At 44.5% G+C, this 23391-nt stretch carries 16 protein-coding genes and 1 riboswitch; of the genes, 3 read left to right on the top strand and 13 right to left on the bottom strand.

What is annotated here, in order from left to right; translation table 11 throughout:
* The first annotated feature begins 228 nt into the window (after positions 1–228).
* Both NST25_RS03930 and NST25_RS03925 read left to right on the top strand, forming a co-directional pair.
* Positions 229–1140: a winged helix-turn-helix domain-containing protein gene (locus NST25_RS03930; RefSeq protein ID WP_076130090.1), complete on the top strand. Its 912-nt coding sequence runs from the start codon at positions 229–231 to the stop codon at positions 1138–1140.
* Positions 1141–1209: 69 nt separating this feature from the next.
* On the top strand, positions 1210–2484 hold the full coding sequence (locus tag NST25_RS03925) for an MFS transporter (protein ID WP_076279426.1): 1275 nt from the start codon (positions 1210–1212) through the stop codon (positions 2482–2484).
* A gap of 318 nt (positions 2485–2802) precedes the next feature.
* On the opposite strand, the gene NST25_RS03920 is transcribed toward NST25_RS03925, so the two are convergent.
* From NST25_RS03920 to NST25_RS03900, 5 genes are all read right to left on the bottom strand, one after another.
* The gene (locus NST25_RS03920) at positions 2803–3531 is read right to left on the bottom strand and encodes an ECF transporter S component (RefSeq protein ID WP_036684891.1); all 729 of its coding nucleotides are present in this window, start codon (positions 3529–3531) and stop codon (positions 2803–2805) included.
* Positions 3513–5183: an energy-coupling factor transporter ATPase gene (locus tag NST25_RS03915; protein ID WP_340393363.1), complete on the bottom strand. Its 1671-nt coding sequence runs from the start codon at positions 5181–5183 to the stop codon at positions 3513–3515. Before NST25_RS03915 ends, NST25_RS03920 begins: the two co-directional genes overlap by 19 nt.
* Positions 5156–6046, bottom strand: coding sequence for an energy-coupling factor transporter transmembrane component T (locus NST25_RS03910; RefSeq protein ID WP_076190129.1), 891 nt, complete (start codon positions 6044–6046; stop codon positions 5156–5158). The genes NST25_RS03915 and NST25_RS03910 overlap by 28 nt, the downstream gene beginning before the upstream one ends.
* Entirely contained in the window at positions 6046–7035 is a 990-nt protein-coding gene (locus NST25_RS03905) for a DUF4430 domain-containing protein (RefSeq protein WP_340393362.1), read from the bottom strand. Before NST25_RS03905 ends, NST25_RS03910 begins: the two co-directional genes overlap by 1 nt.
* A 71-nt stretch (positions 7036–7106) precedes the next feature.
* Positions 7107–11771, bottom strand: a complete 4665-nt coding sequence (locus tag NST25_RS03900; RefSeq protein ID WP_340393361.1) for an S-layer homology domain-containing protein — start codon at positions 11769–11771, stop codon at positions 7107–7109.
* Positions 11772–11933: 162 nt separating this feature from the next.
* A riboswitch (cobalamin riboswitch) is annotated at positions 11934–12135 on the bottom strand.
* A gap of 341 nt (positions 12136–12476) precedes the next feature.
* On the opposite strand from NST25_RS03900, the gene NST25_RS03895 reads away from it, so the two are divergent.
* Positions 12477–14198, top strand: a complete 1722-nt coding sequence (locus NST25_RS03895; protein ID WP_340393360.1) for a cellulase family glycosylhydrolase — start codon at positions 12477–12479, stop codon at positions 14196–14198.
* Between the two features lie 69 nt (positions 14199–14267).
* Here NST25_RS03895 and NST25_RS03890 read toward each other — a convergent pair whose 3' ends face one another.
* The 8 genes from NST25_RS03890 to NST25_RS03855 form a co-directional block, all read right to left on the bottom strand.
* The gene (locus NST25_RS03890) at positions 14268–14561 is read right to left on the bottom strand and encodes a transposase (RefSeq protein WP_076310523.1); all 294 of its coding nucleotides are present in this window, start codon (positions 14559–14561) and stop codon (positions 14268–14270) included.
* 21 nt (positions 14562–14582) lie between these two features.
* Positions 14583–15164, bottom strand: a complete 582-nt coding sequence (locus NST25_RS03885; RefSeq protein WP_076305183.1) for a hypothetical protein — start codon at positions 15162–15164, stop codon at positions 14583–14585.
* A 192-nt stretch (positions 15165–15356) separates the two neighbouring features.
* Positions 15357–16307, bottom strand: a complete 951-nt coding sequence (arcC, locus tag NST25_RS03880; protein ID WP_076128616.1) for a carbamate kinase — start codon at positions 16305–16307, stop codon at positions 15357–15359.
* A 36-nt stretch (positions 16308–16343) separates the two neighbouring features.
* A complete protein-coding gene (locus tag NST25_RS03875) occupies positions 16344–17609 on the bottom strand; it encodes a tetratricopeptide repeat protein (protein WP_340393359.1) in 1266 nt (421 codons plus the stop codon).
* Between the two features lie 34 nt (positions 17610–17643).
* On the bottom strand, positions 17644–19185 hold the full coding sequence (locus NST25_RS03870) for a hypothetical protein (protein WP_036684876.1): 1542 nt from the start codon (positions 19183–19185) through the stop codon (positions 17644–17646).
* An 89-nt stretch (positions 19186–19274) separates the two neighbouring features.
* Positions 19275–20705, bottom strand: a complete 1431-nt coding sequence (locus NST25_RS03865) for a DUF1116 domain-containing protein (RefSeq protein ID WP_076302917.1) — start codon at positions 20703–20705, stop codon at positions 19275–19277.
* 1 nt (position 20706) lies between these two features.
* A complete protein-coding gene (gene fdrA, locus NST25_RS03860) occupies positions 20707–22251 on the bottom strand; it encodes an acyl-CoA synthetase FdrA (RefSeq protein ID WP_076302916.1) in 1545 nt (514 codons plus the stop codon).
* Between the two features lie 3 nt (positions 22252–22254).
* Complete coding sequence (locus tag NST25_RS03855) at positions 22255–22965, bottom strand: DUF2877 domain-containing protein (RefSeq protein ID WP_339171410.1); 711 nt, start codon at positions 22963–22965, stop codon at positions 22255–22257.
* Positions 22966–23391 lie beyond the last annotated feature (426 nt).

Raw genomic sequence — 23391 nt, 5'->3', positions numbered from 1 at the left:
AGAACTCCTAAAAAGTATATAAATTGTGTAGACATCAAAAGACAGTTCCTAATGCACAAAATGTGCCCAACGGAACTGTCTTTTTTCGTAATTAAAATTTCTTTTGTTTTTCAGTCGAAAAGCTATTGAAAATGGAATATTGTTCGTTTACAATAAAACCAATAAAAAGTTCTATAATTATAGAACTAATTAATGTTTCAGTAACTTAATCAAAGGATGGAGAAGCTCATGGAATATAAAGTAGAAGTCGATTTTGCCCCCATGTATGAATGTGTGAACAGTATGACTGCTTTTCTAAGCAAGCAGAACCATACTGCTATGGATTCCGGTAAGCTCTGGGTGCGTGAAGTCCAAGCAAGATTTGCCCCGATGTTGCTTCGTAAAATGCAAGAGGTCGTTAAGAAACTTGATGATTTCAGTTTGGCTCCCTACATTTGGTGCTGTCCAGTAGAACGTTCGGTTAGCAGCTTTCTGGATTGGTTTGATGGGTTAACTTCGGGTGAACTGTATGAAATATCTGGACGTTTCGGCCAATCGGTCCCCTCTAATCTTTCCGAGCTAAGGGACACTGCCTCTGACATCCTGCGCGAATGGAACGCGGGTTACTTCAATGGAATCGACCCTAATATCCTCAAGGGGCTTGAACAGGAAGCCGAGTCAAGACGAACGACACTGAATGGGAACAATGATATGGAAGTCTTTGAAGCAGCAACCGACGGAATGCGCCTCTATCCAACCGAACGTCTGAAGCAGGTCATTATCATTCCGCAATATCATGCCCGCCCACTGGTCACCACCTCTATGTTTGATGAATTCGTGTTCACTAGCTACTCTTGTGATGTTCTCCCTCCGGAAGCTGGCCGGCCTGCTCCAGCACTACTTCGCCTTACCCGGGCACTCTCGGATGAAACGCGGCTGTATATCCTTCGTTTGCTTACAGGCAAGCAGTTGAATTTCACGGAAATCGTGCGGGAAGTCGGACTTTCTAAAAGTACAATCCACTACCATCTGATCGCGCTGCGCGCAGCAGGGCTGGTCATTGTCCATACCAACGTTAAAAGCACATCGTACAGCCTGCGATTGGAAGCCTTAAATGGGCTACCGCAGCAGATTGGGTCATATCTAGAGAGTCAAGCATAAACGCCTTAAGCATCCTTATAAGGACGGTAAGTGTATATGCGAGAAATATAAGAAAGGAGCAAACAGGCTATGATAAAACGCAGCTATTATGGTTTACTCTCAACCATAACTTTAAGTGCTTTTGGGGATGCTTTTGGCTTGTTGGCTATGGAATGGCTCGTCTATGAGCTGACGGGTTCCAAACTAGCGATGGGAGCACTCGCGCTCAGCTCCGGCATACCTGAGCTGCTGCTGCGCTTGCTGGGCTCGCCGCTGTCCGACCGACTCCACCGGGTACGCTTTATGGCCTGCTTGGCAGCCATTCGCCTGCTGGCTATAGCATTACCGCTTGGCATGGGTCTGGCTGGCCAACTGCAGCTGTGGCATCTGTTTGTCGCCGCTGGTCTCAGCGGGGCCTGCGCCGCCCTGTTCATGCCAACAGCCATGGCTGTTATTCCCGGCGTTGCCGATAGCCGGAAGCTGGTGCGGGCTTTTGCTATCATCGATGGCAGCAAAAGTGCAGCAGTCTTGCTGGGCCCCGCCCTGGCTGGGGCGTTGACCGCTGCCAGTGGCGCGCTGCCAGCCCTTAGCATCAACATGTTATGTTACGTTGCGGCCATCACTACCTTGCTGTGCCTGCAGAAGCTACCCAAGCCCTCTCCAGCTCCAGGCCGTTTCTCCATTGCCATCTACGTTCGCGAAATAGCTGAGGGTTTTACCTTCTATAAACAATTCCCCGCCATGCTTACGATAATGATGATGGCCTCTATTAGTAATCTAAGCTCAATTGCCGTTTGGACCATGATGGTTCCTTTTGTACGCGAAGTGCTCCACCGTGATGCGGCGACGATGGGCACACTTAGTACAGTTTTCGCACTTGGAACCTTAGTCGGGCTAAGCGTCATTTCCATGATAGGGGAAATTAAAAAGAGGCGGTTTGTCATGCTCGGAAGTCTGGGGACCATCGGTTTAGTTACAACATTATGGGGGTTATTTCCTAGTTTTTCTTTTGCTCTCGCCGCCGTATTCGCCACCGGAACGATAGGTCCCTTCTTCGGCTCCTTAAGCTCTTCACTCCATGGACGTCTGGTTCCGAGCAATCTGCAAGGAAGAGTCAACTCCATCCGTTTTTTAATCGGTGGCGGTTTACAGCCTTTTGGTGCTTTTGCCGGCGCCGCGATTGCTGAACTCTATGGTGTGCCTGCGCTTTTTGTCATCGCCGGCTTGCTTCCAATGCTCTGCGCCAGCGCAGCCTTGCTGCTCCCCGGACTCAAAACACTGGACGGTGACCTCTCCACACTTGAAGCCACTCATAAGCAGCCCGATGCCGGGGTTCCCCCGCACAAAGTTGTTGCTGAACGTTAAGTGAATCAAAAAAACAGGCGATACCGGATACCGGAACATCGCCTGTTTTTATAAGTTTTCACCTAGGAGCATCGCTACTAGGTATATTCTCTTTTCAGTGGCTTGTCACAGTGGCCTGATTCGTAGCCACTAGTTCCCCTCCCCCTTCCGGTAAAAACCGAAGCGGGAGGCGTTGAGCCTTTAGTTTGTGTTTGTGTGTTGGTGTTTTGGAATTCGCGCTGATAGCAGCGGAGAGAACGGACTGATTGTGGAAAAGCGGAGCGTCCGCCAGCGTAAAAAGCCCACAGCGCACAACGTCCAAAAGCTAACACCAAGAACCTAAGGCTCAATCAACCCATATTTCGTTTTTATCCGATCCAACTTCTCAATCATAGGATTAGCAATAAAAAACAAAAACACCACCGTCGAGATCGCATGCACCATATCAAACCAAAAACCTGAAATATAAGTGGTCATTAAAGCCGGCCATGAGAACTCTGAAGTGAACATCATCAGCGAGCCTATATTGATAATGCCTCCGTATACGAAAAACGTCGCTAAGCCTCCGAATATACACAGCGACAGCTTATTCTTTTTAAGCAGACCCTTCTTGAAGAAAATGCCCGCCAGGAAGCCAATGATGCCAAAACAAAACATTTGCCAAGGCGTCCAAGGCCCCTGCCCAAAGAAGAAATTCGAGACAAAGCCTGCAACAGCGCCAACCAGAAACCCTGCCTCCGCACCCAAGCTTACCCCTGCGATGATGACAATAGCAACCACTGGCTTAAACTGCGGCAACATAAAAAAGGCTGCGCGTCCCGCCACGGCAATGGCTGCTAACACCGCTATAACGATCAGCTCCCTCGCCTGCGGCTTCCGGTTCTCGAATACCATCGCAAAAGGAATCATCGTATAGATAACAATTAATAGACTGATAAAATAATACTTCCGATCATTTAGCACAAAGATGCCTAATAAAATCGTAGCTGGAATGACTATGAGGATTAGTAGTGCCGCTAATAAAGTTCGACGACTCAAACGACGATCCGTTATCTGCTTCTTTGACATAAATCAATCACACCCTCTATCGTTACTCCCTCATTCCATACATGACGCGCCATACGGTTGGCGGCCGTTGTATAGAAGCTGTTTCCCGCAAAAAACTTCTGTGCTTCATTCGTAGTGATGATACTTCCATCAAAAAACATGGCGCAGACCTCAGCGTATTTGGCACAAAATTCAACATCATGCGAGACCATTACAATAGTAACGCCTTCGGCATTGAGCTTTTGCAGGAATACGGCTAGCTTCTCTTTGAAGGGTCCATCCAGTCCTTTGGTCGGTTCATCCAACAGCAGAATCTTTGGTTTTAACAAAAGCACCTTCGCCAACGCTGCACGCTGTTGTTCTCCCCCACTGAGATCATACGGATGCATGGAGAGGAGATGTTCCAGTTCTGCGAACTTTACCACAGCTTCAACTCTGGCGGTTTTTTCTTCCTTCGTCAAAGAGAGCTGGGATAACATTTCATATAAATCTAGCTCGACTGTTTTTTTCACAAATAAGGTTTGCGGATTTTGCGGGAGGATGCCCAGATTGTTAGTAAACAACGCTTTGGCATTCATCTTCGCAGGGTTGTTCCCACCGATTAGAACTTTCCCTCTGTAAGGCTGAAGGATCCCGCTCATCAGCGACAGCGTTGATGTCTTCCCCGTCCCATTCCCGCCAACAATACAATAAAATTGCCCTTGCTTCACTTCAAACGACAAATCTTTAATGATATCCGGGCCATTTTTATCATATTTAAACCATACGTCCTTAAACTTTATGACTACAGGGCCGGCCTCTTTCGTGCTAGGCTGAGTTTCTGCCATCGTTGCAGGAGTCTTACCCTTTAGAAAAGCATCCAACCATTGGCGCCCTTCCTTCACAGTCACAGGCCACGCTAAGTCATGATCTACTCCTGCAACAATCTGCATCGGTGAGGGCATGGACAGAAACATCGGATGGTTCAGCTTACTTAAAGCCTCGCCCACCTTTTGCGGGGTATCATCGGCGATCACAACTCCCTCATTCAGCACAATCAACCGATCTGTAAGCGGAAGAACATCCTCTAGACGATGCTCGGTCATGATCACGGTTGTTCCCAGCTCACGATTTATTTTTTTGACCGTCTCCAGAAAATCGGAAGCCGCAATAGGATCTAGCTGGGAGGTAGGCTCATCGAGGATTAGAACCGAGGGATGCATAGCCATTATGGAGGCTAAGTTAAGCAGCTGCTTCTGGCCGCCTGATAACTCAGTCACACTTTTATGAAACCAGGTCTGGATCCCAAAAAAACTGGCCATTTCCGCCACACGCAGACGAATAGTAGAATGATCATACCCCAAACTCTCCAGCCCAAAGGCAAGCTCATGCCATACTTTATCTGTCACTATTTGATTGTCCGGACTTTGGAGTACATAACCAATTTCCGCTGCCTGCGTTCTTTGATCGATCTCCTCTACAGGTTGACCCTTATAATAAATTGCCCCTTGGCGATTGCCATGTGGGGTTAGAATTGTTTTCAGTTGTCTAAGCAGAGTGCTTTTGCCACAGCCTGACTTTCCACAAATAGTAATGAAGTCTCCACTTTCAATCGTTAGATTAATATTCGAAAGAGCCACTTGCTCTTGTTCAGGAAAAGTAAAGCTTAGTTCTTCGATTCGATAGATTTCCATTTCATTGCCTCCACCATATTGATGAGCACTGGGATCATACATAACGCAAAATAAGCGATATATATAAGAATACTAAAAGGCGTAATTGCGCTCGCTTTAATCGACGGATAGAATCTCATGGTGTTCTCACCCATCACTGCCCCTACGGCTACCAGCGCAATTAAGCCTGTCATGATCAAGAGGGCTACTTTGTCTCGGGCATCTAACCGAAAGATAGAAAAGCTTGTACGGCCCGGCAATCCATACCCTCTCGATCTCATGGAATCCGCTGTCTCAATCGCATTTTCCAAAGCCCAGGTGGTCATAATGGAGAGGATCGTAATGCCATTCCGCGCACGCGCGAGGAGATTTCCCTGTGAGACATCCCGGCCTATACATTTTTGAGCATTAGAAATCACCTTGATTTGCGCTAAATATCTAGGAACAAAACGAAGCACCATCGAAAAAATCAACGACAGTGCCGGCAGTATTTTTCCGAATATATAAATAAACTTATCCGAGGTCATCACGACGTTATAACAGGAGAACCAAATAATTACCGTCACAAACATAGACGCCGCTGCCACGCCATAAAGAATCGATTCCTTCGTAATAGGGTTCCCGTTGTTTAAATAGAACAAGATCGTTACCCCTTGGTGATTAAAAACAGGATTCATCACTGCCATAAATAGCAAAAAAGGAATCATGTAAAGCAGATTAAATCGGATGCCCTTTTTTCCTTTTAACATAATTGAGTAGGCTACAGCACTAATAAGGGCAATCACTTGAAATATAGGATGCATGAACACCATGCTAAACAGTAATACAACAACAAAATATAGAAAATTCACAAACGGATGAAAGGTAGAAAAGCTATCCTTCATTATTTCTGAGCTCCTCCTGTGGCTACATAACCACCCACATCTCGACCTAGATCACAAGTGTATACCCAATCAATGACATCGCCATCTTTGAGAACATAGCGGCTACTGCCGTAGTTAGGGAACCAGCCATTTACTTTGTACATCCATCCACTGAGCTCTCCAGCATCGAATTCATACAGATTATTTATACCTTCAATATAATTACTGTTATAGATCGGCGTCATACTGAATTCCATATGGATTTTATTCTTTTTCATTTCTCTTAGTAAAACATCAAACACAGACTCACCTTCATAAAAAGTTACCTTCTGCGCTTTATAAATGATACCATCTGCCGGCAATACTTCAAGCTTATCCTGATTAAAAATATCCATGTTATCTAAAATTGTTGCCGCTGAGACGGACAAGGTAGCCGTTAATTGCTTCTTCTTATCTACCGTTGCATCTTGCCATTCCACTGGTTTAGGTTTCCCGCTTGGCACTGGATCGGTAAGAAATTTATCCTTTTTCGGTTCCTGCTTGGTTTCTGTTGTCGCTACTTTTGAATCAGGTTTTGTTACGGGTTTTGCCGTCGCTTTCGTTTCCGGCACGGACGTTTTAGCCGCTTTCGGCGTTGCGGTCGGTTGCTTCGTTGCAGCAGGTTTTGTTGTTGCGACCGGTGTTACAACTTCTGTTTGTGCTGCAGTTCCTGTTGGTGTTACAGCTTCCGTTGGTGTTGCCGATTCATTTGGTTTTAGGGTTTCAATGGGCTTAGCTGTTTCACTTGGCGTAGCTGACGGTGTTATCTCTGTTGTCTCGGTAGCGATTGCCTCAGTGGGTTCAACATCATCATTTGTTGCGGAAGCAGTGTTCTCTGGCTCTATAACCTGTGTCTCAACGCTACTATTTGCGACCTTGTTTGGGCTCTTCTGGTAATCCCCGCCCCAAAAGAAGGCGATAGCCAATACACCTATGATTAGTATCGCGGTTAACCATTTCTTCTTGTTCATTTCTCTAGTCCCACCTTAAATAATAAGCAAGGGTATACACGCTACCCTTGCTTATCTCTCTAAATAAAATTCTATTTGACGTCAGTCATATCATAAAGACGTGTCTGGCCATTAACGAGCCGATCATAGGAAACCAGTGCATACATCGCCTGATCCGTAGCCATAAGATCTACTTCTCCTGGTTGCGCGCCTCCATTGCCTACTCCACCCTGCTTCACGTGATAAAAGCCACCTTCAGGTGCAGCAAAACTAAGCAATGCGTCTACTGCGGAATGTCCATTTTTAATAAATCTGGAATCCTTATGCGGGTCAATACCAAGGCCAGTTAAAGCTACAATCACCTGAGCGATGCTTTCGGAATTTGTAGATTCCCAGCTTGCAAAACCACCGTCTGCAGTCTGTGTTTTGGATAACCAAGCAATCCCCCGGTCCACAGCAGCTGTTACTTTGGCGTTGGTTTTGTAATAAGGCGTTAAGCCTTGAATGACCATCCCCGTGATATCTGGATCAGCCGCTGTAGCATTACTGCCTAGTGCCCATCCACCGCCGCTGATCTCTCTGCCCAAAATATAATCAATGAGCAGCTCTCTAGTCGTCTGCGTCTTTACATCCTTAACCACTGGAATGTCGTAATGATTACTGTCCAGTGCAATGAGAGCAAACACAGGTCCATTAATACCTTGCTTAATTACAGTATCAAAATCCGCGAGCGGTTCCAGTAGGTTATAACCCGCCACTTTATCAATATTTTTGTTGATTGAAGTTAATGCCAAAATAACTCTATCATATTCCGTATATTTTACGCTATGCAGCTTCCCAGCTTTTTCTTTAAGAGTTGCTTCTACATTCGCGTAGTACTTAGTGTAATAACTATCTGGAACCTTCACGCCTGAACGTGCCAGCCCGAACACTGTCCAGTCCCCGCCAACCGAGGAGATAACCGGGTTTGTTACTGTTTTTTGCAAAAAGGCAGCTGTGTTCTGAATGTAAGAACTAACTGCTGTATTCTGAATAGTTGGACTAACCACTTTGTTCCCACTCTTATAATCATGGGTTCTAGTAGCTACAACAGCCGCCATTTCTCTAGTTACAAGCTCTTTAGGTTTAAATTGATTATCATCACCTAACATCAAACCAGTCGCAACAACGGTCTCTACATCTGCTTTGGCCCATGCCGATACGGTGTTGATATCTTTAATCGCTGTTCCTGGCTTCGTCGCCGGGATGGCCAATGCTCTGACGATAATTGCTGCCATCTGCTCACGAGTAATCTTGTCATTTGGCTTAAATTCATTATTAAAGCCTGTGATTAGACCTGCCTTATGCGCAGCATTCACATATGGATAGAACCAATCACCTAGAGCGACATCCTTATAGGTAATACCTTTATCACTCTTAATATCAAGTTCTAATGCAGAAACGAGAATCTTAGTGAACTCCGCTCTTGTGATATAAGCTTTCGGATTCACCTGACCATTACTACCTTGGATATATCCTTTTACTGTAGCTGTTTCAATCGCTGAATAAGCCCAGGAAGAGATCTTATCAGCATCTGTATACAGTTGTTTAATATCATTTGTCTGGTTAGGATCCTTAGGAGTCACTGTTGGAGATGGACTCACATTTGGATCAACGCCGGCTTCCGGATTAGCTCCCCCACCAGGAGCAGGAGTAGCACCAGGCTTAGGCGTTGGGGTTGGAGTAGGGCTTGTAGTTGGTATCGGTGCATTTAGATCCACACCCAAATTCGTAGTATAACGCCACTGAATTCTTTCCCCGGCACTTAGTTTATATGAAGATGCACCATAATCAGGATAGACTCCATTCACATTATACATCCATCCACTGCCGCTGCCATGGTCAAATTCACCGTCGCCTGCGATCGATTCTACATACACACTTCCATATTTACCGCTCCAAGAATCTCGATATTCGATACCGCGGCTATCTAATGTTCTTTTTAGTACAGACCACACCGTGTCACCAGATTGTAGCTCTACCTGTACAGATGGAACAACATATCCCTTATTAATTGTAAGCTTATCCACGGACAGGGTTACATATGGTTTCGATGGAGTGGTTCCGCCACCATTGCTGCCGCCATTTCCTTCACCATTTCCGCTACCATTACCGTTACCCCCGTCGCCGCCAGGTGTTTGTACTGCACTGGAAGCATACGCAATGTAGTCAGTGAAGTGATTGGTTTTTACAATTAAGTCATTTCCACTATCATAGGCATACTCAGACTTACCGCTTGCAAAACCTAAGTCATCACTTGCAAATTTTTGAATGGCATGAGGGGTGCCATTTTGAATATAAGCAGCTTCTTTTCCTTTAAGGTCCTTAAAGGTTAACGTAATAAATTGACTGAATTCTACTCTTGCACTACTACCCATGGAAAATGCTTGAAGAATGTTATCAAGCTTCTTGTCCCCAGGAATAATCTGATTCACACTATCTTTTAGTGCAGATTCTGCACCGGTTAAAGCTGAAATCAGTTCAATCGCAGAGGCATCCCCACTTGTAACTTTTGCACCCTTAGGAATGACTACAGATACGTTACCTTTTATGGCCTCTATCTGAGGAAGGTCGCTGTTACTTGGTAAATTGACACTAACCTTCGATTGATTTTCTTCCGAAATAGCTACTGTGATTTCTTTGTTGCTATCTCCAGCGCTGATCGGAACGATATAATCATTAGCGTCATTTGGGATTTCAACTTTCGGGTTCTCCCCAGAAGGTAACGGAAGTTCTTTCGGACCCTCTGGTTGCCCAGGCCCCGGTTCTTCTGGTTGTTCCAGTTGCACATCATTCATATCAAAGAGACGGTTGCTATGATTGATCAGACGATCATAGGACACAAGTGCATACGTACCTTGGTCCGTTGCCATATTGTCTACTTTGCCTGTGAGGATATGCTTAAATCCACCCTCAGGTGCAGCAAAGCTAAGTAATGCATCAATAAGCGAATTTCCACTTTTAACAAATCTAGCGTCAGTGTGCGGATCTACGCCTACACCAGTTAAGGCTACAATTACCTGCGAGATACTTTCGCTGCTAGTGCTTCCCCAGCTTGTAAATCCGCCTTGATTGTTTTGGTTATCGGACAGCCATTGGATGGCCCGATCCACGGCGGCTTTTACATCATCACGGGATGCATAATAAGGTGCAAGAGCTTGCATCGCCATCGCAGTCATATCGACATCGGCTTTAGTTACGCCTAATGCCCAGCCACCAGCTTCTGCTGTACCTTTTTTAACCTCTTTATCTAAAATATACTGAACTAGTTTTTCTCTTGTGGTCTGTTCTGTAACTCCATCAACTACAGGAATCTCATAGTTATGGCTATCTAACGCGATCAGAGCAAAAATCGGACCATTATTGCCTTGCTTTTGGATATATTGATAATCAGCGAGTGCTTTTCTCAGATCATATCCCGCAACATTTGTGATATCTTTTCCGATAGAGGTAAGTCCTAATATTGCTCTGGAATTCTCTGTGCTTTTATTGGCGTCGAGTTTTCCATCCTCTTTAATGGTTGATGCTATTTTCGTAGCTACATTGTTGTAATAAAGATCGTAATAACCGTTAGGTACTGTATAGTTCGCCCGGGCCAGAGAAAGGATCGACCATTCTCCGCTGCCTGTTCCAAACGTTGGATTCTTTACAGTATTTAAAATATAAGCAAGGTTTTTATCTAACTGTTGTTTGACGGCAACTGTAGTTTCCAGTTTGTAAGTAACCTGATAAGTTACATTTGTTTTGTTTCCAGCTCCGTCAAGAGCCGTTACAGTAATTGCATTACTGCCTGAATTCAGAGTAGCTTTGTACTCCCCATTTGCAGGTGATAAAGTAACTCCATTCAGCTTCACTTCTGGAGTAATGTCACTATATACATTGTCTGTGACAGCTACTTTGAAGCTTATTTCTTTATTGGATACTTCCTGTTTATCTTGTATGCCACTTACTGTAATAACAGGGGGTTCTATGTCTAATGCATTATTAAGACCGACAAGCGCATGATCTACACTTATTTGAGAGCTTGCCATGTTTTCGAGCACGGAATAGGCTTCATAAACTGCCGATTGCACTACTGGTCTGTCCAAAATAGTTTCTTTATTAGGGGCACTGTTAATCTCGGCGATTTCCGCAGTTAAAGCATCCTTATTGGCAAGTTGAACTGGGATTTCCCCCCAGCCGCCAAGATCAGAACCATAGCCATAAGTGGTGAACTGAGTTCGAATGATGTCACCGTCTTGAGGCTTATAATCGGTCATCCCAAACGGAGGAAACACATTATTTACTGCATACATCCAACCCGACATGGAGGTGTAGTCAAACTGACTTAACCACTCTGAGTCTGCTTTAGTGCCGACTGTATTCCCATCGGCTGAAATCATATCTAAAATATATTGTGGAATATTGACTTCGCTTCTGCCACTATCTTTAACTTCTGATAAATAAAAACCACTATCTATATTTCCTAAATATCTATAATTCCCATCACCTAGCGCACGTGTTATTAAAGATGCGCCATTATCGCCTTCATAAATCGGAACTTTAATAGGTTCCTTAATATACCCTTGGCCTAAGGTGAATTTCTCCACGGATACAGATACATACCCTTTAAGGGTAGAGCTTGCTCCATCTGCTTGAGCCGGGATTACACTTGTAGAGAATGTCGTAATAAATACAGCTACAATAAGTAACCACGCTAAAAACTTATTTTTCTTCATTTTTCCATAACCCTTCCCTTCATACCTATGATAAAAAACAGAATAAACTTTCTCATAACCACAAAAAAACCACTCAACATAAACGTCAAGAGGTTAAGATAGTGAACCACAATAATAGCTGGCAAACACTATTCAAGCACCTCTCTATCGATCGTAGAGTTTGATGGTGTAACAGAAAAAGGCAGATATTCTGGCTCAAGTATCATCACCCTTGCTGCCTTCCCAGTTTCCCAGTGGCATTTTGCAAGGACTCCTCTTTCACAGCGGCGGGACCGCGCGGGATTCACACCCGCTTTCCATTTAACCAATCTATGATTGTACTTCCGCAACATTCATAGTTGGCACCTATTTCTAATTTTAAATTTTCATGCTTCATCATATCTAATATATATGCTTTTGTCATGTTATATTTCTTTTTTGTATAACGGGCAGCTAGAGATAATCCTATTGAATAACCAATTTCTACGAGTAGGGTTATTCAAATAATTTCTTTATCCAACTGTGGGGTAAATTAATTTAAATCACTAATTCTTATATGAATTTACCACAAATTAGTAAGGTACTCGCTAAGTGTATTCTATGTTAGGGTATATTCAGAAAGCGTTTACAAAATAAAACTGGAGGTGTTTGTGTTCATCTAACCACCGAGTACAGCGTCAAAGCCAGGTCCAAGCATCCTAAATTTATCTCACAAAGGAGAATTCAATGACTACGCGAATCCAGAAATCCTTCTTATCATTGACACTTGTCACCGCTCTTCTGCTCTCTCTGTTCTCATCCATGGCCGCAGCTGCAACTAAGGACGAGCAACAAGCTAAGGCAGCGCCAAAGAGTAAGATCCAATCCTATGTAGACGAAATGCAGCCCGGATGGAACCTTGGCAATACTTTAGATGCTACAGGTGAGGATGAAACCTCCTGGGGCAATCCACGTGTGACCCAAGATCTTATTAAAAAGATCGCCGCTCAAGGCTATAAAAGCATTCGGATTCCTGTGACCTGGGATACTCACATGGGTGCGGCACCAGACTATACCCTAGAAAAGGCCTACCTCGACCGTGTGGAAGAAGTTGTCGGCTGGGCACTGGACGCCAAGCTTTATGTCATGATTAATGTCCATCATGATTCCTGGCTATGGGTAAGCCATATGGAAGAAAAACACGATGAAACGCTGGCGCGTTATGATGCAGCCTGGACTCAAATTGCCGATCGCTTCAAGGACAAATCCGATAAGCTGATGTTCGAGAGCATAAATGAGCCTCGGTTCACCGATGGTGGAAGCACAGACGAAGCAAAAATGGAGCAAATGCTTACTGAACTTAATAACTCTTTCTATCAAATCGTGCGGAAATCCGGTGGGAAAAACGACCTCCGCCCACTTGTATTACCTTCATTAGAGTCTTCACCTACGCAAACAAGAATGGATCATCTCTATAAGACGATTACGGCTCTGAACGATCCAAATATTATTGCGACCGTTCACTTCTATGGCTTCTGGCCTTTTAGTGTGAACATTGCCGGCTACACCACGTTTGAAAAAGATACAAAAAACGATATCACTCAAACTTTTGATAACGTTTACAATACATTTGTAGCTAAAGGCATCCCTGTCATCGTCGGCGAATTTGGTTTATTAGGTTTCGATAAAGACACGGGTGTGATTGAACAGGGCGAGAAGCTTAAATTCTTTGAGTATCTGACTTATTATTTGAAAGAAAAGAAAATGACTTCCATGCTCTGGGATAACGGGCAGCATTTCAACCGTAAAACTTATAAGTGGTCTGATCCTGAACTCCACAATGTATTAATGTCTGGTCTGAAGGAGCGTTCCTCCAGCACCGAAAGCGATTTGGTCTACCTAAAAAAAGGTGCACAAATCAAAGATACCAAGGTTAAGCTGAACCTGAACGGAAATAAGCTAACCACCATTAGTGCCAACGGAAAGTATCTGACCAAAGGTAAAGATTACACCTTAAATGGTGAGGAGCTCATCCTCAAAGCCAGCCAACTTAAAAAGCTCACAGCTTCCCAAAAATACGGTGAAAATGCCGTGCTGACTCTGAAATTCAACAAGGGTGTTGCGTGGAGACTTAAGGTGATTGTGTATGACACAGCTAAATTAAGCGATGCAAAAGGCACGACTGAATCCTTTGCCATTCCGACCACCTTTAATGGTAACCAGCTTGCCACAATGGAAGCTGTATATACCGCTGGTGGCAATGCAGGTCCGCAGGACTGGACTCCATTTAAGGAATTCGGCAATACCTTCTCACCTTCTTATAACACTAAAGAAATCAAGCTGCTTCCCGCGTTCTTTAAAGATGTTAAAGACGGCGAGGTAATCCTGAAGTTCCACTTCTGGAATGGTGATATCATCACCTACAAGATCACGAAGAGCGGAACAAACGTTGTAGGAAAGTCCTCTTAACCCCCCGTCCTGTTAACAACACAAATAGGGGTGTCCTTCGCAGGAACATCCCTATTTGTATTGCACCGATCACATATAAACCTCGTCATACGAAATTATCATCAACCGATAAATTAAATAAACGCCAAGATAGGCTCCGGTAATAAGAAACATTGGATTTAAAAATATCGCATGGATCGAGGTCATAAATACAGCATGATCTCTTAATATTTCGTAAATTGCCAAGGCAGAAATATTTCCAAAGATAATCGTACTTAAGATCGAAACAACATTAAAAACCATACGCCACTTTATCGATTTCCCCTGTAACATCAGCATAACAATGGGAACAAGAATACTACCAAGTACGATTAGAAATTTCATCCAGCTCACCTCGGTAATTTTTTAATCGTCCAGTTCCACACTTTCGATTTGTCCGTCTGCATTTACCGTCCACTCGATTTCAACGCCATTGTTCAATCCGAGCTTGTCTTCATCTTCAATGACTATATGATCAGGAATCGTTAAGGTTTGCTCTTTACCGCCCTCCACTTGAACAGTAACCTGTTTACCCTTAACCGCAGTGATCCTTCCGTCATATTCAATCTGCTGCAAAACAATCTTTTGATTCGGATCTGTGATGGTGACCCGCTTGCCTCCGTCAGTTAGCAGCTCAACCTTTTTATGATAGTTATCTTTTAACGAAACCTCCTTGATAACTCTCTGAATGCTAACCCCCTCTGGAAGTTTCCCAGTATTTGAGCCGGGTGACGCAGATGTTAGGGGTTGTTCTGTTGCGTTATTCGTAGGTACAGGTGTAGTTGCTTCTGCAGAAGGTGCTGCGGTTTCTACTTGAGCTGTTGGAGTAGGCACTTGAGTCTCATCCGCTGCTTTAGTGCAACCACTTAGCAATACCGTACATGCACAAATACAACAAAGAATTGTAGCCCTGGTAAAACGTTGTGTTGTTCCTTTATTCGATATCATCTTTTACCCCCGCATTTTAATGTATTTTTTTCTCTATAGTGGACATAGTTTTACCTCTTATCTTCCTTTTATTCACCAGAATATGGCCATCTGAAAGCAACAGTTAGATAACAATTCATGAATATGTCAAAAAACCGCCCTGATTTAGATCAGTGGCGGTCTCCATGAAATGATGAGATAAATTAGATCCTATTAATTTACAATATGTGTGCCAGCCTGTTGGCTCATCGCAGCTTTCATATTTTCCGGATTGGTAATGATAACTCTGCGTCCCTCTTTTTTCAAAAAGCCAAGACTTGCTTCAATTTTAGGCTGCATACTGCCAGCAGGAAAATGACCCTGCTCCGCATATACCAACATTTCTGCCGCTGTAACTTCTTCAAGAGCCTTCTGCTCAGGCGTACCGAAATTCACACATACCTGAGGAACTCCTGTTGTAATGATAAGAGATTCTGCATCGATCTGTTCGGCCAGCAGACTTGTAGCAAAGTCTTTGTCAATGACTGCATCGATACCTTCGTAGGTATTATTTTCGGTTTTGATCACAGGAATCCCGCCTCCGCCAACAGCGATTACCACATAACCCGTCTCAATGAGTGATTTAATGACGTCTTTTTCAACGATATCAATCGGCTTAGGCGATGGAACAACACGGCGGTAACCTCGTCCTGAATCCTCAATGATGACCCAATCTGGCTTGGCACGCTTCATCTCCTCTGCTTGCTCAAGCGTGAAGAAGGAGCCCACTGGTTTCGAGGGAGACTGAAAATTCGGATCATTTTTGCTAACCTCGACCTGAGTAATGACTGTGGCAACCTTTTTGTCTAATCTGCGATGAATGAATTCATTTGTTAAGGCCTGCTGAATTAAATAGCCTATGCCCCCTTGCGTGCCCGCCACGCAATTGACCAGCGGAGTAACATCCATTCCAGTGACTTCCGAAGCCACCTCGCTTCGTCTCAGCTCGAATCCAACCTGTGGACCGTTGCCGTGAGTAACCACCACATCGTTGCCTGCTTGCACCAGATCAGCGATATTCACAGCAATTTCACGTACTGCCTCAGACTGATCCTCTATAGAATCGCGGCCATTGTCTTTCACCAATGAATTACCGCCAATGGCTACAACTATAAATTTACTCATTCCATTCCTCCTGACGGATCAGTTGATCCTCATTTATTAGCGTTTAAGGGCCAGCTGAAATTGTTCCTTCGCGGAGTGAAAATCCGGATTGGCAGGATTATAGCTGATAGCAATATCTATTTCTTGAATGGCCATTTCATGATCACCAAGTAAACCAAGTGACTGTGCCTTATGATGATGATATAAAGGATTGCTCGGATCGTTAGCAATTGCGTTCTCAATCGCCTCAACTGCCTCTTGATGCCGGCCAAGTGATCTCAAGCTGTTCGCCTTATGAAACGAGAAATCATACCGTTCAGGCTGCTGTTCCAGAAGCTGATCCATAACTTTAACCGCTTCCTCATGCCTGCCCAACTCTCTTAAATAATTGGATTTATGATAGCGGAAGAAGCTTTCGCCAGGATCGCGTTCTATCGCTTTGTCATACTCTGCTAACGCTTGCTCGGATCGCTTCATCATTCGGTAGGCATTTGCGGTATAGAAATAGAAATCAAGGTCATCCGGTTCGATAGTAAGTGCCTGTTGATAGGCTGCCAAAGCTTCCTCATATCTCCCGAGTTCCCCTAAGAAGTATCCTTTATAGTAATAGAAGTCTGAATTATTACTGTCCTCTTGCATTGCATGTTCCATAACCAAACTTGCTTTCAGGAAATCCTCTGCCCGAGCTAGCTCTTGAGCGCTTTGAATACTTGGATGAATCGTTAGCTTTTCTTGATTGAGAATACGGATGACCCTCTCCTGTCCCAGCTCTTCTGCATGCTGCAACGATGATTTGCCGTCACGATCCGGCAATTGAACATCCGCTCCAGCATCCACCAACAACTGAATAATATCAGAGTATAAACGGCCACCATTCCCGAGAATTACTGCCTCCAACAAGGCAGACCATCCCAGATTGTTCATATGGTTAACTGCAACGCCTGCTTCCAAGCATTTCTGAACAGTTCTTAGATACCCCTTCTCGCTGGAAGGAAGCAGTGTAGTTCCCCCAAAACGATTTACACTGGTTGTATCCGCACCTGCGGCAAGAGTTAAAGACAGAATCTCATGGAATCCATTGGCACCGGCACACAGGTAGGGTGATAACATAGTGATATCTCTTGCATTCACGTCACTGCCTGCTTCAATCAGCTTTTGAGCGAGAGGAATATGATTTTTTTGCGTTGCCGCCATCAGCGCAGTACGACCACTGGCATCCTTATGATGAACATCGACACCACGAGCTAAAAGCTGTTCTACGGCAGCTAAATCCCCGCGATCCGCTGCTTGAATTAAATCTTCTGACAGAGTTTGATTAGTCATGGCTCTAGCTCTCCTATTTCTTTTTATCAATTATTTATTCGGATTGCAGCTTGTTCGCTGGGTCACGAAGGTCTGAAAAATGCTTATAAACAAATAATCCTGCAACCATCAAATAGGCGTATACGAACGGCATAAGTGAAGCTTGAGCAAATCCAACAGTCGGCGCGTGAATGATCCCAAATAAAGATAGGCCAGACGCGATTACAGCAAAGACAGCAGCCCGCAGTGGTTTATTCAGGATAGAGAAAATAGTGATGGAGCCCCAAATCAAGCTGCTAAGCGGTGCACCATTTCCTAAATGCATCAGGCCGTTGTAATAAACCCCTTTACTTAATAAGAGATCAATCCCCACCTTAGAAGCCGAAGTTTCAGCCGCATTAAAAATGTTGTTCGCAAGCGTTAAAGCCCAGTTAGCAATCCATGGGAACAAGGTGATAAAGATAACGGGAACTTCATTTTTAGGTGTCTCTCGAACCACCTGATTCGCCGTAACGACCCCGACATAGACCAGAATCGGAACAATCGCCACAACAGGTATGATAGACAACAGCAGTGCCCCTATACCAAAGAGACAAATAATTAACATGGAGAAACCAGAAGCTATGGTATAACCAAGTCCAGCCCCAATAGATTTCCAGCCTGCATGACCAATGTACACAGTTACCGGGAACGGATTACCTGTAAAAGCACCAATACTTGAAGCAACCCCGTTCGTTAGCATGACGTTACGAGTGTTATAAGGATCTCCCGCAGCATGTGCGCTCTCAATATTTTCAAGGTCAAAAATATAATTCGCCAGTCCCAATGGAATTGCAGAAGCCAGGTATGGCAAGGCATGCGGAATCCCTTGAATTAAGCTGGTAATATGCACCTCAGGTGGATTAAACCCCAGTGTTGAAAGAGCCGTTGTGATCGCTTCTGGATTCTGCAAGCCGAATATCCAAGCCAGCGCGGTTCCTGCAATCAGCAGCAGGAATCCTGTAGGAATTTTTTTGAATATCGGCGATTTGCCAAACCAGTTAATAAAGATGATCACAAGTACAACAAAAGCAACCACTGGTGTTTCGAAGGATTGCAGCATCGGGTTCATGGCCAGCAATAACAATCCAAGTCCAGATAAACAAGATAAAAGTACGGTTCTTGGAATAACCTTACGCAGCACATCTCCCAGAAATGAGCCGACAATAAGGATCAAAGCTTCGAACAGGCACCATACGAGACCAATTTGCAGCGCAAATGATGCATCATTGGTTTCTCTAAATACGGGAATTAACACTAGAAAAGTTACCGTAAAAATCGATGGAGCACTAGGTCCTGAAGGTAATGCGGTTATATCCGTTCGGCCTGTTTTTTTGGCTAGCTGATATCCAAACCAGCCATAAGCAATACTTGCGATAAAAATCGCGAGTCCAAACGCAGGAACGACTCTGCCGTAAACCATACCTTCCGGAAATCCTACTACAAAAATTAACAATGAAATCATCGTAAGCAGATTGGTTAAATTGTTAGCAAGCAGCCCGAAAAACGCGGCCCAATCTCCCTTTTTCCAGAACATCTTCATAAATACTTGATCCATAATAAATCTCCCCCTAGATCGTTAGCGCTTACATACCAATGGCTTATGAAGCCCTCAGGCCCTTGAATAGGCCTGAAGGGCGGGTGGTTCTATGAATGCATGCTCTGGCTAAAAGCGAGAATGGCTTGCTCGAAACACTCGATTGGAGGATGAGTGATTCCGGCTCCAATCATTCCGATGCCTGGATCCTTATGGGCAATAGCCGTGTTGATCACTGGCATAATGCTGGTTTGACCCACTTTACGAATATCGATTCCAGTAGGAATTCCGCGGAAGTTCAACAAAGGAATCGTCACATTTGGATTCTCCGTCGTAGTAATTTCCTTCATTTTCACAGAATAGTTCATGGCATCATCTACGGTTCCCCCAACTAATGCTACAATCGCCGGCGCGGTTGCCATGGCGAAGCCACCTATACCATACGTTTCGGTAATCGCACTGTCACCGATATCGAGTCCCGAATCTTCCGGCTTATACCCTGCAAACATCGGTCCGACAACCTTTTGCGCAGGGCCGGTAAACCAGGTATTGCCTGGCATTCCACTGACACGAATACCGAATTCCACGCCATTGCGAGCCATCGTTGTTACGATGGTGCTATGCTCGATGCCATGGGCAGCATCAAGCGCACATTTACAAAGAGCCATCCAGGTTGGTCCGGAGAAATAATCACTCATTGCCACAAAATCGAACACTTCGATTTTCTGCTCATTAGTAAAATCCGTTCTCAGGATAAGCGGCGTTAATGCCTGAATCAAAAGAGTCGTTCCAGCGTTGTTGCGGTTATGGCATTCATCTCCCATATGGAGCGCCTGTGATAACATGAGCCGCAGATCAATGCCGTTCTCAGAGAACTTCATCGCCTCACGCAGCATCGGTCCAAGCACATCTCTCATCCAGATCAAACGGGCAACGACCGTTTCATCGTTTGCACCCATCCGCAAGATTTTCGACAGTTGCTCACTAAGGTTCGTATAAGCGATGTTGCCATACGTTTTATTCTCTACAATGTGCATGAACATAGAGGCTGAGGTTACCCCTGCCATGGACCCCACACAATTATGCTCGTGACAAGGGGAGAACGTAATCTCACCTGATGCCGCTAGTTCGGCAGCTTCATTCAGATCCTTCGCCAAGCCCTCAAAGACCAAAGCGCCGGTAACTGCACCTTTCATGGGACCACTCATCTTATCCCAGGTAATCGGAGGCCCTGCATGTAATATCGTAGTCTTAGTCATCCCTGGTACGACATTGATCGCTTGATCAAAACCAACCAATACCGGTTGTGAATTCACGATTCGCTCTACAGCCAGCTTGTTGGCAGCCTCAATCTTTGCAGCAATCCCCTCTTGCTCTAACGCATCCAGTGCGGCAATTAATTCGGGCTTACCTCCACCAGGTGGCTTCCATTCCAGATGGGTTACGTTGCCTTTTTGCTTCAGGATATCATCCTTGAACATTTCTAGGCCGACATTGATAACGTGAAGTTCACTCTTAAATAACTCATTGATTCTGCTCATGTTATACTCCCTTCTCTACAAAACCTCTGGCAAGAAGTCCTGCATTCGTATTACTGCTTGCATAGGTAACGCCCGCGGATACCAGCTTATCAAGCTGTTCTTGGACGAAAGGTGTATCCAGATCGGTTCCAAGTACATAGCCGACAATCTCCAAATGTCTGCCTTCTTGTTCCGCTGCTTGCTTAGCCTCAATAATTGCAGGCACCATAACACCTACTGGATCCTCATGCGATCCATAGCCTAATACAAAATCCATAATGATCACGCCCACCGCCGGGTCCTTTGCTTCCTGCTTGAATCTGGCAATCCGTGAAGAAGGATCAATCATCGGATGTGGTTTGCCGTTAGTGAACCCATCATCCCCAAAGTCAATAAACGTATGCGCTTGGCTGATATGGATATCACCCAGCTGATATTCCGGATCTTTTGGAATATTGCTATAGACATCGTCGTATTTCTCCATCGCTAGATACATTGCTTCATCACATAAAGTACCGCCGCAGAATAACCCACGAATATACTTCTGTTCTGGCTTCAGCTTGACCTTAATCTCCTCAATCAGCGGAAGGTTTAGCGGATGCTTGTCAATTTGACTCTCATCAATGCCGGATAGAATTACCGCCTTTAGCGCGGCCTCTTTGGTTGTTTTGGCAAAATGTCCACCTGCTTCCAGAACAGCTTCCTCCGTTCCTCCGATAAAGCAGACCACGACAGGCTTATGCATATTTTTGATTTCATTCAGCACTTTTTGTTCCACACTTTTGGCGGGTGGCTTGGAAATCAACACAATGACCTTAGTGGCTTCGTCTTCGTTAAGCGCTTTCATCGCATCAAGCATCATTACTCCGCCGACACGTTCACTTAGGTCTCTGCCGCCTGTGCCAATCAACTGTGAGATGCCTCCGCCAAAATCGTGAATCCGCACGCTGATTTCCTGACTTCCTGTGCCGGATGCACCCACGATGCCGATATTGCCTTTACGAACCTTATTGGCAAAACATAAGGCCATATTTCCAATGATCGCGGTTCCGCAATCCGGCCCCATCATCAGCAATCCACGCTCATGTGCTATTTTTTTTAATTCAATTTCGTCTTCTACGCTTACGTTGTCACTGAACATCATGACATGTAGATTATTCTCCAGCGCTTTTCTTGCTTCTCTGGCTGCAAACGCTCCGTTGACTGAAATCACTGCAAGATTAGCTGCTGTCATATTCTTCACTGCCGACTCAATTGTTGGATATTTAAGCTCTGTACCGCCAACTGCACTATCTTTTTTAATAAACAGCTCTTCGATTGCTTCAAAGGCAACTTCAGCCAGCTCAGGGGATGCTGCTTTGATTACGATCATCAGGTCACTATTCTTAGCTTCCTCTAGCTCAGGGGTTATCAGCCCTACATTCGCTAATACCTCTTTATTCATTTGAGTAGCCATTGCGATAAAAGCTTGTTCGACACCCTCTATTTGATTCGCTTTGGTCGACAACGACATGAGCGAGACGGAATCAAAGTATGTGTTTCTTTTAATTACTATTTTAGTCGACATATCTTACCTCCAACGTTGTTCTAGATTAAGATTCAAACCGCTAATGATCCCCAAGGCAATATCTGTTCCGGAAGAAGAACCTATATCCAGCACTGCCGATAAGCCAAGAAGCATATTTTCCTTACTCTCATACATGAGCGAATGCAGCATCTGACCCATTGACTCTCTCACCTGACCCCAAGCCGCTTTTTTCAGAGCCATATAGCTTATTTCATTCGTTAATTCAGCTGCATCGTTCACGACTTCCCTGCACCACGGCTGATATTTACTAATAGGACTCTGAGGCAGATGGATCGCAGCAAACAATCCAACTAAAAAATCATCTCCCGACGGAGTCAGCCCTGAGCCTAACCCCATTAGTCGAATTGCATAATGAGTAGCCTCTTCCATGCTGTCATTCGCCAAGGCATTGAGAAGACCTGAAGATCGCTCTTCCAGCAGCCGCATCGTTTCTCTCTCAAAGCTGCTAGAACCCGCAAACTGCTTCATACCGCCTGCTTTTCCATAGCTATTGATAAAAGCCCTTGCCGCAGCCAAATTATCTCTTAGCGTCTTTACTTCTATTGGAAAAATAGATAAAGAGCTCTGCCAAACTGTCAGTTCCTTGATCGATATTGAAAGCTTAGTGCCAATATATAATTGATCATTCTCCGCAAAAACTTCATCTCCCACAACCAGTCCAAGATCCGAAAAACTACTAACCTCTGTGATCAAAGTATTAGGCGCATTATCTATCCTACTGCTCGCAATGGTATATAATTCATCAGTTGCCTTGCACCTTACATTTATCGTCCGCTCAAATATGCTGTGTACATTTCCGAAAAATCTTGATTCTCGAATCCGATGAAAGAACGCGCTATCACTGGATATCCCAGCTTTTAAATAAGAGGTACACTTGCTCTGAGAATGCTCCGTTTGATCGCCCCCTTGAGAAGGAAGTAGATAATGGTTTGGTCACTTACTGTCAGGTTATCCTATATAGAAAGCGTTCTCATAAAAAAACCGTAACGGTTGATGATGAATGATAGAAGATGTTACACTCAGTTCATAAAATTCCAAGAATGATGAAGATTGAGCTGCTTTCTGTGTGAAAAAGGATATTTTTGTGAAATATATCACAGTTTAACGGATAAACGTTAC

This window comes from Paenibacillus sp. FSL E2-0190, from assembly GCF_037992965.1.
Taxonomy (GTDB): domain Bacteria; phylum Bacillota; class Bacilli; order Paenibacillales; family Paenibacillaceae; genus Paenibacillus_AQ; species Paenibacillus_AQ odorifer.
Note: the sequence above shows the minus strand (reverse complement) of the source record. Positions and strands in the feature narration are given on the sequence as shown.

What these genes read in the sequence shown, in the direction of transcription:
- NST25_RS03930 (WP_076130090.1), top strand. Translation starts at nt 229, where the DNA reads ATGGAATATAAAGTAGAAGTCGATTTTGCCCCCATGTATGAATGTGTG.
- NST25_RS03925 (WP_076279426.1), top strand. Translation starts at nt 1,210, where the DNA reads ATGATAAAACGCAGCTATTATGGTTTACTCTCAACCATAACTTTAAGT.
- NST25_RS03920 (WP_036684891.1), bottom strand. Translation starts at nt 3,531, where the DNA reads ATGTCAAAGAAGCAGATAACGGATCGTCGTTTGAGTCGTCGAACTTTA.
- NST25_RS03915 (WP_340393363.1), bottom strand. Translation starts at nt 5,183, where the DNA reads ATGGAAATCTATCGAATCGAAGAACTAAGCTTTACTTTTCCTGAACAA.
- NST25_RS03910 (WP_076190129.1), bottom strand. Translation starts at nt 6,046, where the DNA reads ATGAAGGATAGCTTTTCTACCTTTCATCCGTTTGTGAATTTTCTATAT.
- NST25_RS03905 (WP_340393362.1), bottom strand. Translation starts at nt 7,035, where the DNA reads ATGAACAAGAAGAAATGGTTAACCGCGATACTAATCATAGGTGTATTG.
- NST25_RS03900 (WP_340393361.1), bottom strand. Translation starts at nt 11,771, where the DNA reads ATGAAGAAAAATAAGTTTTTAGCGTGGTTACTTATTGTAGCTGTATTT.
- NST25_RS03895 (WP_340393360.1), top strand. Translation starts at nt 12,477, where the DNA reads ATGACTACGCGAATCCAGAAATCCTTCTTATCATTGACACTTGTCACC.
- NST25_RS03890 (WP_076310523.1), bottom strand. Translation starts at nt 14,561, where the DNA reads ATGAAATTTCTAATCGTACTTGGTAGTATTCTTGTTCCCATTGTTATG.
- NST25_RS03885 (WP_076305183.1), bottom strand. Translation starts at nt 15,164, where the DNA reads ATGATATCGAATAAAGGAACAACACAACGTTTTACCAGGGCTACAATT.
- arcC (WP_076128616.1), bottom strand. Translation starts at nt 16,307, where the DNA reads ATGAGTAAATTTATAGTTGTAGCCATTGGCGGTAATTCATTGGTGAAA.
- NST25_RS03875 (WP_340393359.1), bottom strand. Translation starts at nt 17,609, where the DNA reads ATGACTAATCAAACTCTGTCAGAAGATTTAATTCAAGCAGCGGATCGC.
- NST25_RS03870 (WP_036684876.1), bottom strand. Translation starts at nt 19,185, where the DNA reads ATGGATCAAGTATTTATGAAGATGTTCTGGAAAAAGGGAGATTGGGCC.
- NST25_RS03865 (WP_076302917.1), bottom strand. Translation starts at nt 20,705, where the DNA reads ATGAGCAGAATCAATGAGTTATTTAAGAGTGAACTTCACGTTATCAAT.
- fdrA (WP_076302916.1), bottom strand. Translation starts at nt 22,251, where the DNA reads ATGTCGACTAAAATAGTAATTAAAAGAAACACATACTTTGATTCCGTC.